16 protein-coding genes are annotated in these 14,018 nt (G+C 59.5%); 14 read left to right on the top strand and 2 right to left on the bottom strand.

The annotated features are described in order from the left end of the window. Positions 1 to 62 precede the first annotated feature (62 nt). Both B3520_RS14085 and B3520_RS14080 read right to left on the bottom strand, forming a co-directional pair. Entirely contained in the window at positions 63 to 410 is a 348-nt protein-coding gene (locus B3520_RS14085) for a hypothetical protein (protein ID WP_024459676.1), read from the bottom strand. 12 nt (positions 411 to 422) lie between these two features. Then, positions 423 to 1,778 (bottom strand): flavohemoglobin expression-modulating QEGLA motif protein, encoded by a 1,356-nt coding sequence (locus B3520_RS14080; RefSeq protein ID WP_123636962.1) that lies wholly within the window; start codon positions 1,776 to 1,778, stop codon positions 423 to 425. Positions 1,779 to 1,867: 89 nt separating this feature from the next. On the opposite strand from B3520_RS14080, the gene B3520_RS14075 reads away from it, so the two are divergent. From B3520_RS14075 to B3520_RS14010, 14 genes are all read left to right on the top strand, one after another. After that, on the top strand, positions 1,868 to 2,179 hold the full coding sequence (locus B3520_RS14075) for a Rieske (2Fe-2S) protein (RefSeq protein WP_024459678.1): 312 nt from the start codon (positions 1,868 to 1,870) through the stop codon (positions 2,177 to 2,179). Positions 2,180 to 2,380: 201 nt separating this feature from the next. Continuing rightward, entirely contained in the window at positions 2,381 to 2,671 is a 291-nt protein-coding gene (locus tag B3520_RS14070) for an FmdB family zinc ribbon protein (RefSeq protein WP_123636963.1), read from the top strand. 57 nt (positions 2,672 to 2,728) lie between these two features. Next, positions 2,729 to 4,510, top strand: coding sequence for an aspartate--tRNA ligase (gene aspS / locus B3520_RS14065; RefSeq protein WP_286805171.1), 1,782 nt, complete (start codon positions 2,729 to 2,731; stop codon positions 4,508 to 4,510). A 536-nt stretch (positions 4,511 to 5,046) separates the two neighbouring features. Further along, positions 5,047 to 5,790 carry a YebC/PmpR family DNA-binding transcriptional regulator gene (locus tag B3520_RS14060; RefSeq protein WP_024459681.1) on the top strand — a complete coding sequence of 248 codons (744 nt, stop codon included), beginning with the start codon at positions 5,047 to 5,049 and terminating at the stop codon, positions 5,788 to 5,790. Positions 5,791 to 5,816: 26 nt separating this feature from the next. Then, positions 5,817 to 6,335 carry a crossover junction endodeoxyribonuclease RuvC gene (gene ruvC / locus B3520_RS14055; protein ID WP_286805169.1) on the top strand — a complete coding sequence of 173 codons (519 nt, stop codon included), beginning with the start codon at positions 5,817 to 5,819 and terminating at the stop codon, positions 6,333 to 6,335. A gap of 661 nt (positions 6,336 to 6,996) precedes the next feature. Beyond that, positions 6,997 to 7,611, top strand: a complete 615-nt coding sequence (gene ruvA, locus B3520_RS14050) for a Holliday junction branch migration protein RuvA (RefSeq protein WP_286806875.1) — start codon at positions 6,997 to 6,999, stop codon at positions 7,609 to 7,611. A 244-nt stretch (positions 7,612 to 7,855) separates the two neighbouring features. Continuing rightward, a complete protein-coding gene (ruvB, locus tag B3520_RS14045) occupies positions 7,856 to 8,878 on the top strand; it encodes a Holliday junction branch migration DNA helicase RuvB (protein WP_024459684.1) in 1,023 nt (340 codons plus the stop codon). 4 nt (positions 8,879 to 8,882) lie between these two features. After that, a complete protein-coding gene (gene ybgC, locus B3520_RS14040; protein WP_123636967.1) occupies positions 8,883 to 9,341 on the top strand; it encodes a tol-pal system-associated acyl-CoA thioesterase in 459 nt (152 codons plus the stop codon). Between the two features lie 7 nt (positions 9,342 to 9,348). Continuing rightward, positions 9,349 to 10,038, top strand: coding sequence for a protein TolQ (gene tolQ / locus B3520_RS14035; RefSeq protein WP_123636968.1), 690 nt, complete (start codon positions 9,349 to 9,351; stop codon positions 10,036 to 10,038). A gap of 18 nt (positions 10,039 to 10,056) precedes the next feature. Next, the gene (gene tolR / locus B3520_RS14030) at positions 10,057 to 10,485 is read left to right on the top strand and encodes a protein TolR (protein ID WP_024459687.1); all 429 of its coding nucleotides are present in this window, start codon (positions 10,057 to 10,059) and stop codon (positions 10,483 to 10,485) included. 10 nt (positions 10,486 to 10,495) lie between these two features. After that, positions 10,496 to 11,290, top strand: a complete 795-nt coding sequence (tolA, locus tag B3520_RS14025) for a cell envelope integrity protein TolA (RefSeq protein ID WP_123636969.1) — start codon at positions 10,496 to 10,498, stop codon at positions 11,288 to 11,290. Next, positions 11,284 to 12,588, top strand: coding sequence for a Tol-Pal system beta propeller repeat protein TolB (gene tolB, locus B3520_RS14020; protein WP_123636970.1), 1,305 nt, complete (start codon positions 11,284 to 11,286; stop codon positions 12,586 to 12,588). Before tolA ends, tolB begins: the two co-directional genes overlap by 7 nt. Before the next feature lie 83 nt (positions 12,589 to 12,671). Continuing rightward, positions 12,672 to 13,190 (top strand): peptidoglycan-associated lipoprotein Pal, encoded by a 519-nt coding sequence (gene pal, locus B3520_RS14015; protein ID WP_123638815.1) that lies wholly within the window; start codon positions 12,672 to 12,674, stop codon positions 13,188 to 13,190. Positions 13,191 to 13,198: 8 nt separating this feature from the next. Continuing rightward, positions 13,199 to 13,945, top strand: a complete 747-nt coding sequence (locus tag B3520_RS14010; RefSeq protein ID WP_123638816.1) for a YbgF trimerization domain-containing protein — start codon at positions 13,199 to 13,201, stop codon at positions 13,943 to 13,945. The last annotated feature ends 73 nt before the right edge of the window (positions 13,946 to 14,018 follow it).

Genomic DNA, 14,018 nt, shown 5'->3' with positions numbered 1-14,018 from the left:
CCTTCCCCGTAGCCGACGGGCGTTCTATAAGGTGCCCAAGTCAAGTACACTACATGGATGCTCTAGGCTTTTTTGAACCAGCGGCGTTTGGGTTGGGTGAAGTGTTCCAGGTGCGCCTCGCGCTGTTCGTCCGAGACGTAAAAGTAGAAATCGTGCTTCGGCTTTCGGGTCAGCAGAGGGTGAACCGTCGCAATATGCTCCACCGACAGTTTCGGTAATCCCGCCTTACGGTCCGCATTAAAACTCTGATTCCACTGTACCAGAATATCGCGCTTGACCGTCGCAATCGCCAGCTTCTCCGAATCCGCTTTCAACAGACGGCAAGTGACAAAGCCCATCACCGGTTCCGGGCTGCCATAGTGGTCCACCAAAATGCCGCTGCCCGTCAGGACAATCTTGTAATGCATCATAATTTGAAAACGTCAATCCAATTCGGCGTCGCGCTTGCCGTTGTTCGAGCCCGGATACAGCGGGGCAGTGGCCGGTAATTGCTCAAAAAGCTTACTGAAGTGCTGCTGCACCCGTGCGATGTTCATCAGCGACAGACTGCTCGAAAAACCGAACCAGACATAAAGCCCATTCAGATCGCGGAACATCGGCGGCAAATGCCGGGGGGCGGAGATTACACCTTCCAGGTAGCGTTCGTACAGTAGCGGCAGATCATCCAGGGTCACTTTACCCACAAACAACATCGGAATAATCTCCGGAACCCCGGACTGAATGGCGCTGCGGATAAAGTTTACATTTTCCACAAAACCTTTCACATAGGAAATATCCTTGGTGAAAACCGCGCCCCGATCGCCACTGACCTGGCCGCCGCGAAACACCCGTTGGGTGACCCGATAGCTGTCGTGCTCACTGACCCCGCGCTCCAGAAAATAGCGATACACCTCGCAGAAATCCGCCCCCTGTTCTGCCAGGTCCACCGCCACCACCCGGTCGCTGACCCGTCGGGCCCGCTGCGGGAAAGAGCTGAAGGTCAGGGTTTCCATCAGGACCGCCATGCCCTCCTGGATGCCGGTTATCCGGGGCGAGCCCACGCTCAGCCAGGTGGCCCAGGGCTGCTCACGGCCGTTGAGAGTCGTGCCAATATGCACCCAGCCCTCATGGACTTCCAGCACCTGAATGTCCAGCTCGGAGAATGAAGCGCGTCGATTGACCTTGATGGTATCGCCCCCGGCGGCGGCATCGGAGACGATGTCATCGCTGATGCTGACCTTCACCTGGCCCGGGCCAAAGTAGCGGTCCATTCGTTGGCGCAGCATGGCGACGGCGGTTTCCGCGCCAATATCCCGGGGGTAGGGCCGGTTCAGGTGCTCCACGGCGGGCAGAGAGAAAATGTCGCACAGTCGTTCGCCCAGGGTGCGCAGGGTCTTCCGGTCACCCCGGATGCGGTCACTGGCGGAGCCGTAGAGCTGACGGCTGTAGTCCCCGAACTCGGCACGCCCGCGGTGGCGCAGCAGCTGTACCACCAACTGATACTGCTCCACCGTGGATTTGAGAATCTTGCCCAGGGCATCGCCCCGGCCCAACTGGCGCTTGATGTCCCGATCCAGGGCCAACAGTTCGCGGTCCAGGCGCTCGGGGTCAAACCCCAGGGCCTGGCGCTGGTAATACTCCGGGCCTACCTTGGGCAGGGCCTTGCCGCCACTGGCGTGGAAGGCCTGTTCGATCTCGGGCGTCCACTTGATGGCATCGAGGATACGGATCGGCTTCTGCAGTGCCACCAGCCGGTTGGACAGGGTTTTGAGCTGTTCCAGGTATTGCTGGGAGGGCATGGCGAGGCTCGCGTCGGTCGGGTGGTTCAACAGTTTGGCGTACGGGGTGTGCTAGTCTAGCGGAATTGATGGCTCTCGGGGGCAAAATCATGGCGTATCAGGCATTGGAAACTCTGCACCAGCTCTACGATGGCTACCGCCGGGTCTTTCGGCTCGCGGGGCAGGAGCTTCTGTTGTTGCAGGAGGAGGGGCGGACCTACCTGCTGGTCAACCGCTGCCCGCACATGGAGGCGCCGCTGCATAAGGCCAGCGTCCAGGGCGAGGTGTTGCGCTGCCCGGTCCATGGGATCGAATTTGACCTGCTCTCCGGGCGGGCTCTCAATGGCCCCGAGGGGTGTGTGGGCCCTCTGGCCTTTGTGCCCATCGTCTACGAGGGCAATACGCTGGGCGTAGACCTTTAAAACCGCCGCGCCGTCCCTATTTATATCGGGCTTTGCACCGAGTCGCCGCGCGGCCCATTCCGGGCGGCCACGGCGCGGTGTAAAACACCTTACCCGGTTCTCGCTGGCGCCCCATTGGGTTATAATCGCGCGTTTTTTGGCCCCTGTGGGCATTGCTGGCGATGGTTGCTCTTGCAGAGCATTTGATTGAGGAACACGACAATGCCCATCTACGAATATCAGTGTCAATCCTGTAACCACAATATGGAAGCACTGCAGAAGCTCAGCGACGAGCCTCTGGTAGACTGCCCGGCCTGTGGTCAGGCGAGCCTGAAAAAGAAAATCTCAGCGGCGGGCTTTCGCCTGAAAGGCAGCGGCTGGTACGAGACGGACTTCAAAAAGTCCAACCAGAAAAACCTGGCGGGCGAGCGCGGCGGCAGTAAGAGCGCCGAGAGCAGCTCCGGGGGTGACAAGGCCTCCAAACCCGCCAACTCCAGCGCAGCGTCGGCCTGACAGACAGACGGCGCCGCGACGACTTTGAACCGAGACGGCAAATAACGGGAAAGCACTATGCGCAGTGATTACTGTGGCACACTGACAGCCAAAGACATTGATCGGGAAGTGACCCTGTGTGGGTGGGTTGATCGCCGCCGTGACCACGGTGGTGTCATCTTTATCGACCTGCGCGATCGCGAGGGTATTGTACAGGTAGTGTTCGATCCGGATACCGGCGATCACTTCAACCTGGCTGACCGGGTCCGCGGCGAGTACGTGCTGCAGGTGACCGGTAAGGTGCGCGCCCGGGATGCCGCCACGGTCAATCCCAACATGGCCACCGGTGAGGTGGAAGTCTACGGCACCGGCCTGACCATTCTGAACGAGGCGGAAACCACCCCCTTCCCGCTGGACTCCCACGCGTCCGTGGGCGAGGATGTCCGCCTCAAATTCCGCTACCTGGACCTGCGCCGGGCGGAAATGCAGAAAGGTCTGAAATTCCGCTCCAAGGTCACCAATCTGGTGCGTAACTACCTGGACGACCACGGCTTTCTGGACATCGAAACCCCGATTCTGACCCGCGCCACCCCCGAGGGTGCCCGGGACTACCTGGTGCCGTCGCGCACCCACGAGAACAAGTTCTTTGCACTGCCCCAGTCGCCCCAGCTGTTCAAGCAGCTGCTGATGGTCTCCGGGTTCGATCGCTACTATCAGATCGCCAAGTGCTTCCGCGATGAAGACCTGCGCGCCGATCGCCAGCCGGAATTCACCCAGATCGATATTGAAACCTCCTTTATGGACGAAGAGGGCATCATGTCGGTCACCGAGGGCATGATCCGCACCATCTTCCAGACACTGAAAGAGGTGGACCTGGGCGACTTCCCGCGCATGACCTATGCCGATGCGATGCAGAAGTACGGCTCCGACAAGCCGGACCTGCGTATCCCGCTGGAGCTGGTGGATGTAAAGGATCTGATGGGCGAGGTGGACTTCAAGGTCTTCTCCGGCCCGGCCAAAGACCCCAAAGGCCGCGTCACCGCCCTGAAAGTGCCCGGCGGCAACGAGAAGTTGACCCGCAAGCAGATCGACGACTACACCAAGTTTGTCGGCATCTACGGTGCCAAGGGCTTGGCCTACATCAAGGTCAATGACAAAAATGATCTGGAAGAGGGCCTGCAGTCGCCGATCGTGAAGTTCCTGCCCACCGACGTGCGCAAAGCCATTCTGGAGCGGGTAGAAGCCGACAATGGCGACCTGATCTTCTTCGGTGCCGATAAGGCCACCGTGGTAAGCGAAGCCTTGGGCGCGCTGCGCTGCAAGCTGGGTGAGGATCTGGACCTGTACACCTGCGAGTGGGCTCCCCTGTGGGTGGTCGACTTCCCGATGTTCGAGGAAGAAGACGACGGTTCCCTGAACAGTCTGCACCACCCGTTCACCGCGCCTTCCTGCTCCCCGGAGGAACTGGAGAAGAGCCCGGAGACGGCCCTGTCCCGCGCCTACGACATGGTGCTCAACGGCACCGAGCTGGGTGGCGGCTCTATCCGTATTCACAACCAGACCATGCAGCAGGCGGTATTCCGCGCGCTGGGCATCGGGGAAGAGGAGCAGCGCGAGAAGTTCGGCTTCCTGCTGGATGCCCTCAAATACGGTGCACCGCCCCACGGTGGCCTGGCCTTCGGTCTGGACCGTCTGATCATGCTGATGATCGGCGCCGGTTCGATCCGCGATGTGATCGCCTTCCCGAAAACCCAGAGCGCCGCCTGCGTCATGACCGACGCGCCGGGTGCGGTAGACGAACAGCAGCTCAAAGACCTGAACATCCGTCTGCGTAAGAAAGAAAAACCGGCCGCTGAGTAGGCAACGTTTATTGAGCGTGGGGCAGTGGGACGACGCCTGGGATTGGGGTAAGACCTCCCAGGACACGCCGTAAACCCATCCCTGGGGGCTCGCATCGCGGGTCCCCCGCTCCACGGTCCTGGGAGGTCTTACCCCAATCCCAGGCTCGCTTGGTCACTTTGTAGATATCACGAGTAGGTCGGGTTGGCGCGCAGCGCGTAATCCGACACGCAAATACAAGGAAATTCGGTACCTCAATTGTCGGATTACCGCCAAGGCCTAATCCGACCTACGGGGACTATTGGACTCTGTAGCAGAATGGACAAGAGGTGATACCAGAGTGCTGAGGGCCGATTTGGGGTGTAGGGGTGCCAGACCGTGGAGCGGGGGACNNGGGACCCGCGATGCGAGCCTACAGGGATGTATTTACGGCGTGTCTGGCAACCCTACACCCCAAAGCGGACCGGACGTGATGCCAAAACAGGATTCGCTATAGATTTACTAAAAATCACACTCGAAAACCCGACTTATAACAGACCAGTAAGTGGAGAATATTCATGGCTGGCCACAGTAAATGGGCTAACATCAAACACCGCAAAGCCGCCCAGGACGCCAAACGCGGTAAAGTATTCACCAAAATCATTCGCGAGCTTACCGTCGCCGCCAAAGGCGGTGCCGCGCCTGAAGACAACCCCCGCCTGCGTACCGCCATGGACAAAGCCCTTGGCGCCAACATGAAAAAAGACACCATCGACAAGGCCATTGCCCGTGGTGCCGGGGCCGGTGAGGGCGACAACTACGAAGAAGTCACCTACGAAGGCTACGGCGCCAATGGCATCGCCGTGCTGGTCGAATGCATGACCGACAACAAAAACCGCACCGTGTCCGAAGTACGCCACGCCTTCAGCAAACGCGGCGGCAACCTCGGCACCGATGGCTCCGTCGCCTACCTGTTCACCCGCATGGGCCAGATCAGCTTCGAGGGCATCACCGAAGAAGACATCATGGAAGCCGCGCTGGAAGCCGGGGCCGAAGATATTGTCACCAACAGTGACGGCACCATCGACGTTCGCACGCCCTTCGAGGAGTACTTCGCCGTGAAAGAGGCGCTGGTGGCCGCCGGCTTCGAGCCCACCAATAGCGAAATCATCATGCTCCCGTCCACCACCATTGAGGTGGACAAAGAAGGTGCTGAGAAGCTGTTGGCGCTGATCGACATGCTCGAAGACCTGGACGATGTCCAGAACGTCTATACCAACGGCGACATCCCCGATGAGGTGATGGAGCAACTGAACGCATAAAGGGGCGTCAAGCCCCAGAGGTGGCCATGACCCGCATACTGGGTATCGACCCGGGTTCGCGCAAGACCGGCTTTGGTGTGATCGAGCGCATCGGCGGCAAAGTGGCCTATATCACCAGCGGCGTGATTAGGGTGCCCGAAGGCAGTCTGCCGGAGCGTCTCAAGGTGATTTTTGATGCCATCACCCAGATCGTCCAGCAGCAGAGCCCGGATGTGGTGGCCATTGAGCAGATTTTCATGGCCAAAAATGCCAGCTCGGCCCTCAAACTGGGCCAGGCCCGCGGCGCGGCGATCACCGCCGCCGTGGTGCAGGACCTCTCGGTCTACGAGTACGAAGCCCGAAAGGTCAAACAGTCGGTGGTCGGTACTGGCGCGGCGGACAAGGCGCAGGTACAACACATGGTCAAGGCCCTTCTGCGCCTACCGGGCACCCCCCAGGAAGACGCCGCCGACGCCCTGGCCGTAGCCCTCTGCCACTCCAATACCCAAGACCAATTGATCGCCTTGGCGGGCAAACGCAGTTTCCGGCGGGGTAGGGTGGTGTAGTTTTTCCGAACCTCTCTGAATTACCTGCAGTGGTTGCGGAGAGTCCGGTCTGAAGTGGGGTAAGGGGTTCCCAGACACGCCGTGAATACGGTCCTACGCGCTCCCGGCGCTTACGGACACTTCCCACATCCATGTGGGTCGTCCACGTAGGCTCGCATCGCCGGTCCCCGGCTCCACGGTCTGGGAACCCCTTACCCCACACCAGACCTCCGAGCGCTGCAGAGAATAATTTGCGCGTTCTGCTCAGTCGTAGGTCGGATTAGCGAAGCGTAATCCGACATTGGGCACGGAATCCCAGAAAGCGTCGGGTTACGCTTCGCTAACCCGACCTACGGTTGTAGGTATTTAAGTGTGGGTTGAAAGAGCGTAAGGCCTGAATTTGGCACTGAGGCCCGATGCGGGGTAACCCCTTCGTGAACTCTCTGAGGCATGGATGCCGATGAGAAGCCCCCATGGATGGGTTCACGGCGGGTTCACGAAGGGGTTACCCCGTAGCGGGCCGGACTGGCTGGAGAATCCGACCTTCTGGGCACGGCGGGCTCTGCCCGGTAGCGGACCAGACTTGTTGATTCAGCAACAGATCAGAATAGACACAGGATGGCGGATGCGGGCTTTCGCCCTTATCCGCCCTACGAGTTACACGAATGCACCGGGGTAAAGTATGATCGGACGCTTACGCGGCACATTGCTCGAAAAACAACCGCCTCACCTACTGATAGACGTACAGGGCGTGGGGTACGAAGTTCAGGCGCCCATGACTACCTTCTACCGGCTGCCCGAACTGGGAGCCGACGTCACGCTCCACACCCACCTGGCCATCAGCGAAAGCGCCCACCAACTGTTCGCCTTCGCCGACCAGCGGGACCGGAGCCTGTTTCGCACCCTGATCAAAGTCAACGGCGTCGGCCCCAAAATGGCCATCGCCATCCTCTCGGGCATGGAAGCCGACGACATCGCCCGCTGCGTGCGGGAAGACAAAGTCTCCGCCCTGACCAAAGTGCCGGGAGTCGGCAAAAAAACCGCTGAGCGGCTGGTCATCGAGCTGCGCGATCGCCTCAAAGGCTGGGAACTGCCCCGGGAAGACTTGGCCGGAGACCTGCTGCCTGAACCGGAGACCTCCAGAGACGATCATCAGGAAGAGGCCGAAAGCGCGTTGATTGCCCTGGGTTACAAGCCCGCCGAAGCCGCCCGCATGATCAGCGCCGCCGCCAAACAGGACCCGGCCGCCGGCAGCCAGGAACTGATCCGCCTGGCGTTAAGAGCCCTCAGCGTATAGATAATGAGCCCTCAGCGTATAGAAAAATAGCCCTCAGCGTTTAGGACGAAAACATAACCGAGTGCCGGTGAACCTTTGCGGGACCGTTTGCCGCAGGGATAGCGGCAACCGAGCCTACAGGGAGGTATTTACGGCGTGTCCCGCAAAGGTTTACCGGCACTTGGCCACAAATTAAGCCTCAATAGAGCCCCTCCCGTCCGGTCTGATAGACTGTGCTCCGGATTGTGACCACTGAGTAGTTCCCATGATTGAAACCGATCGCCTGATTGATGCGGCACCTCGCGAGCGCGAAGACGTGATCGACCGCGCCGTGCGCCCCAAGGCGCTGGCCGACTACATTGGCCAGCCCGCCGTGCGCGAGCAGATGGAAATATTTATCGGCGCGGCCCAGAAACGGGGTGAAGCGCTGGATCACACCCTAGTGTTCGGCCCGCCGGGCCTGGGTAAGACCACCCTCGCCAATATCATCGCCACCGAGATGGGGGTCTCCCTGAAAAGCACCTCCGGCCCGGTGTTGGAAAAGGCCGGTGATCTGGCCGCGCTGATGACCAATCTGGAGCCCGGCGATGTACTCTTTATCGACGAAATTCATCGCCTGAGCCCGGTGGTGGAGGAAATTCTCTACCCGGCCATGGAGGACTTTCAGCTCGATATCATGATTGGTGAAGGGCCTGCGGCCCGCTCCATCAAACTGGATCTGCCGCCGTTTACCCTGGTGGGGGCAACCACCCGGGCCGGCCTGTTGACCTCGCCGTTGCGGGACCGATTTGGCATTGTCCAGCGCCTGGAGTTCTACTCCGTAGCGGATCTGACCCGCATTGTGCTGCGAGCGGCGGAGCTGATCGGGGTCAATATGGAAGAGTCCGGTGCGGTCGAAGTGGCCAAGCGGGCGCGAGGCACCCCTCGGGTGGCCAACCGCCTGTTACGTCGGGTACGCGATTACGCAGAGATGCGTGGCGACGGTGTGGTGACCTCGGAAATGGCCGATCTGGCCCTGAATATGCTCAAAGTGGACGAGCGTGGTTTTGATCATATGGACCGCCGCCTGCTGCTGGCGCTGATGGACAACTTTGATGGTGGCCCGGTGGGTATTGAAAGCCTGGCTGCCGCCATCAGTGAAGAGCGGGGCACCATCGAGGACGTGATTGAGCCCTACCTGATCCAACAGGGGTTCATGGCACGCACGCCTCGCGGCCGTATTCTCACCGCCAATGCCTATCTGCACTTCGGAGTGGATTTACCAAAGCGCCTCAGGGAGAGTGACTGACACTATGAGCCTGATTTCAAGCCGGAGTGAGACGGAGGTCTCAGAGTCAGCCTTGGCGGGTGAATTTTCCTTGCCGGTCAGGGTCTACATCGAAGACACCGATGCCGGAGGGATTGTCTACTACGTGAACTATTTAAAGTTCATGGAGCGTTGTCGAACCGAATTTCTGCGCCAGTTAGGGTATGATAAGCCGGCCATTCTGGATGACGGTCTGCTGTTGGTCGTACACAAGGCCGAGGTGCAGTACCATCGCTCCGCCCGACTCGATGACGCGTTGCGCGTGACCGCGCGGATCGAGAAACTGGCGCGCACCAACGTGGTTTTTCACCAGTCCGTCTGGCGAGGGAACGAACTGTTGTGTGACGGTCTAATCCGGATTGCCTGCGTGTGCGGTGAGAGTTTCCGCCCGCGTCCGATTCCAACGGAAATGCAGAAAAAAATCGCATCCACTACTGAGAGCTGATGATCTTATGCCTCAAGAAAATAACATGTCCATCTGGAGCCTGGTGGCTGAAGCCAGTCTGCTGGTTCAGTTTGTCATGCTGCTCCTGTTTCTCGCCTCTGTCATCTCCTGGGTCATGATCGTCCAGCGGGGGTTGTACCTGCGTAAGGCTCGTGGCCTGTTTCATGGATTTGAACGGCAGTTCTGGTCCGGCATTGACCTCAACCAGTTGTACCGTCAGGGCAATGGTAAAACCGCTGAGGGGGCCGAGAATATTTTCCGGGCCGGCTTCAAGGAGTTCACTCGCCTGCGTCAGCAGAGCGGAGCCAGCTCCGAAGCGGTGATGGAAGGCAGCCAGCGGGCCATGCGCGTGGCGCTTTCCCGCGAGGAAGAAAAGCTGGAGCTGCACCTGCCATTTCTGGCCAGTGTCGCCTCGGTCAGTCCCTATATCGGACTGTTCGGCACTGTGTGGGGCATCATGAATTCATTCCGGGGCCTGGCCAACGTCCATCAGGCGACCCTCGCCACGGTCGCACCGGGCATTGCCGAGGCACTGGTGGCTACCGCCATGGGGCTGTTTGCGGCGATTCCCGCGGTACTGGCGTACAACCGCTATTCGGCTCGCGCCGAGGCCATGCTCAATTATTACCATACCTTCGCGGAAGAGTTTTCGGCCATCCTGCATCGGCAGGTCCACAGCAAACAGGTTTCATCCTGATCAAGCGAGGTTGCCGACATGTCTCCGTTTGGGCGTAAACCCAAAAAGAAGCCTCTGGCTGAAATCAACGTGGTGCCCTACATCGATGTGATGTTGGTGCTGCTCATTGTGTTTATGGTGACCGCGCCGCTGCTGATGCAGGGCGTTCAGGTCGAATTACCTCAGGCGCCCTCCGAGCCGCTGGAAGACGATGACGTAGAGCCGTTGATCGTGTCCATCAAAAAGGACGGCACCTACTACATCAACCTGGGCGGGGATCAGGAGCAGGCGCGCCCGCTCGCGGAGATCAAGGAAACGGTCGGGAAGGTGCTGCGCCAGAAACCCGAAACCCCCGTGCTGGTATGGGGCGATCAGGAAGTGGGCTACGGCTTGGTCGTGCAACTGATGACCGAGCTGCAAAGTGCCGGGGCTCCCTCGGTGGGGCTTGTCACCGAACCGCCACAGTGATCACAGATTTATGACCCTGAAGGCTTATACACTTCCCCTGTTGATCAGCCTCTCGCTGCACGCTCTGGTGTTCGCTCTGGTGTTTTCGACCTGGGACGCACGCCCGGAGCCGCGTGATGTACAGCGGCCCCGTGTGGTTCAGGCCAAGGTGGTTGAGTATACGCCCAAGAGTCAGCGTCAGGCGGAACAGCAAGCGGCGCAACAGAAAGTGATTGATATGCGCCAGCGCCAACAGGAGCGTGAGCGCCAGGAGGCCGAACGTCGCCGCCAGCAGGAAGAGGCTCGTAGGGCGCAGGCACAGCGAGAAAAGCGCGAGCAAGAACAGCGGGCGCAGGCGGAAAAGGAGCGCCAGGAGGCTGAACGCCGACGTAAAGAGCGGGAAGCCGCCGAGCAACGGCGCCGGGAGCAGGAGCTACAGGCCGAACGCGAGCAGCTGGAGCGTCAGCAGCAACTGGACCGCGCCCTGGCGGAAGAAGCCGAATTTTTTGAGGAACAACAGGCCCAGGAAGTGGCTCAGAGCTACGTCGATGTCATGGCGCAGCGCATCGAAAACAACTGGAGCCGGCCGCCGTCTGCCCGCATGGGTATGCAGTGTGTACTGGAGATTCAACTGGTGCCCACGGGGCAGGTGGTCAACGTTACGGTCGTGGAGAGCAGCGGGAACAGTGCTTTTGACCGCTCGGCAGAGCAGGCGGTCAAGCGTATCGATCGCTTCGAGGAGATTCAGGGGATGCCTTCCCACGTGTTTGAAAGTCAATTTCGCCAGTTGCGGCTGGTGTTTAAACCAGAGGATTTGAGATTGTGAGACAGTGTCTGGCATTGGTCGTTTTGTGGGCGCTGTGTTTGGGAGCCCAGGCGCAGCTGACGATTGAAATCACCCGCGGGGTGGACAACCCGACCCGGATTGCGGTGGCGCCTCTGGAAATAGTCGGTGGTCCCGGCCTGCCGGAGGACATCAGCCGTATCATTGAAGATAACCTGCGTCGTAGCGGGCAATTTGCTCCGATAGCCCGGGAAGACATGCTGTCCTTCCCGCACCGGGAGCAGGATGTGCACTTCCGCGACTGGCGGGTGCTGGACGCCGAATATCTGATTGTCGGGCGGGTTGAGAACGTCTCAGGCCTTTATCAGGTGCATTATGACCTCTACGACGTGCTCAACCAGCGCAAAATCCTCAGCAAACAGATTGTCGAGGGCTCTGAACGACAGTTGCGGGATATTGCCCATGCGATCAGTGATCGTGTCTACGAGTCCTTGACCGGGATTCCCGGGGCGTTTTCCACCGAAGTGATCTACGTCGAGGTACTGCGCAATCGAACCCAGGGAGGAGAGGTCAACGATACCTTTCGCCTGATGCGCGCCGATGCCGATGGTGCCCGTCCGACCATGTTGCTCGAGTCCGACCAGCCCATTCTGTCGCCGGTATGGTCCCCCGATGGACGCCGGGTGGCCTATGTGTCGTTTGAAACCACTCGTCCGGCCATCTTTGTGCAAAACCTCGCTACTGGGGAAAGAGAGCAACTGACGGACTTCCAGGGGCTCAATGGTGCGCCGGCCTGGTCGCCGGACGGCAAGAAGCTGGCTCTGACCCTGTCGAAGGACGGCAACCCGGAAATCTACACTCTGGATATTGACTCGGGAAATTTCACCCGCATGACCCAACATTTTGCCATCGACACCGAGCCGAGCTGGACTGCCGATGGAAAAGGCATTATTTTTACCTCTAATCGGGGTGGAAAACCCCAGATTTACCAGGTAACGCTTGCCAATGGTCGTGTGGAACGCTTAACCTTCGAGGGTGATTACAACGCCAGGGGGCGCATCTCCCAGGACGGTCGCACCATGGTGATGGTGCACCAGCGCAATGATGTGTTCCACATTGCCGCACAGGATCTTGAGACCGGAACGCTGCGCATCCTGACAGAGACGTACCTGGATGAATCACCCAGCATTGCGCCAAATGGTGCTATGCTGATTTATGCGACGCGTCGCAACGATAAAGGTGTCTTGGCGGTAGTGTCGCTGGACGCCGGAACACGCTATTTTCTGCCTTCCGAGCAAGGGGATGTGCGAGAACCCGCCTGGTCGCCCTATTTCGACTAGGATGTGGGAGTCGTAAGCTGGTTTGTAAACCGCCCATCGGGCGGACTTGAGAAGATCAACAACTGATGATGGAGTCACACATGATGACCAACGTAAAAAAGCAGGGTTTGAGTCTGGCGTTTGTACTGGCGTTTCTGGCCGGTTGTTCGAGCACCGACACCACCGATGACAGCGATAGTGCCATGGGCGCAGATGGCCAGGCCGGCAGCGGTGTGACCACCGGCACCTCGGACCGTGACGGCGTCAGCTCACGTTCCGGAGACAGCGACGACATGGAAGAGCTGGACACCATTATTTACTTCGACTTCGACCAGGCGACCCTCAAGCCGGAAGCCCGTGCCTTGTTGCTGGCCCACGCCGAGCGCCTGAAAGAGTCTCCGGCAGATGTTCGTCTGGAAGGGCATGCCGACGAGCGCGGTTCGCGCGAGTACAACATGGCCCTGGGTGAGCGTCGTGCCAACGCCGTGCGTGACTTCCTGGTACTGCAGGGTGTGCGTCGCAGCGACCTGGAAGTGGTCAGTTACGGTGAAGAGCGTCCCCTGGCCATGGGCAGCAATGCCAGCGCCTGGGAGAAGAACCGTCGCGTTGAGATCAAATACTGAGAGTCATGATGAAGACCTTGATAACCGCCACAGCGTTCACCGTGATCGCCGTGGCGGCGCCGGTACTGCAAGCTCAGGTCCGGGTGGTTGAGTCTCAGCCGCTGGGCAACAATCAGTCTGCCAATTCCGGTGATGCCCAAGGTGCCTCCAACATGCAGGCGGAGCTGTTTTATCAGTTTCAGGCACTGCAGCAGGAAGTACTGGAGTTGCGCGGCCTGGTGGAAGAGCAGGCGCACGAAATTCAGCGTTTGAAGCAGCAGCGAATGGACGACTACCTCGACCTGGACCGCCGAATCGGCGAGCTGAGTCGCTCCGGTGGTGGCAACCCGGGGGCCAGCTTGGGCAGTGGCAGCTCCGGTGAGTCAGGTGAAACCGGTGATCGGGTGTCTGAAACCCAGATGTATCGCGACGCTTACCAGCTGTTACGCGATCGGGAAATCGAGCAGTCCATCGAGGCGTTCAACGCTTACCTCGACGCCTATCCCCAAGGTAATTTCGCTGGCAACAGCCATTACTGGCTGGGTGAGATCTACCTGCTGAACGAGGATCTGGATGCTGCACAGGAGTGGTTTGAAAAACTGTTGCGCGAGTTTCCGGACGATCGAAAACGTGCCGATGCCCAGTACAAGCTGGGCCGCGTTTACCATCAGCAAGGTGATGAGCAACGAGCCCAGCAGCTGCTGCAGGATGTTGCCTCGGGTACCAGCGATGCGGCCCGTCTTGCTCGCCAGTACCTGCAGGACAATTTTCAGTAGGCAAAGCAGCGACAGACAGCCGGGTTGATTGTCTTTCGAGGCATCATAAAAACGGGGGTCAGTGCATGGCACT

Source organism: Marinimicrobium sp. UBA4509 (assembly GCF_002388575.1).
In the GTDB taxonomy this organism is placed as follows: domain Bacteria; phylum Pseudomonadota; class Gammaproteobacteria; order Pseudomonadales; family Cellvibrionaceae; genus Marinimicrobium; species Marinimicrobium koreense.
The sequence above is the reverse complement of the archived record's forward strand: the minus strand, read 5'-3'. Positions and strand labels throughout refer to the sequence as shown.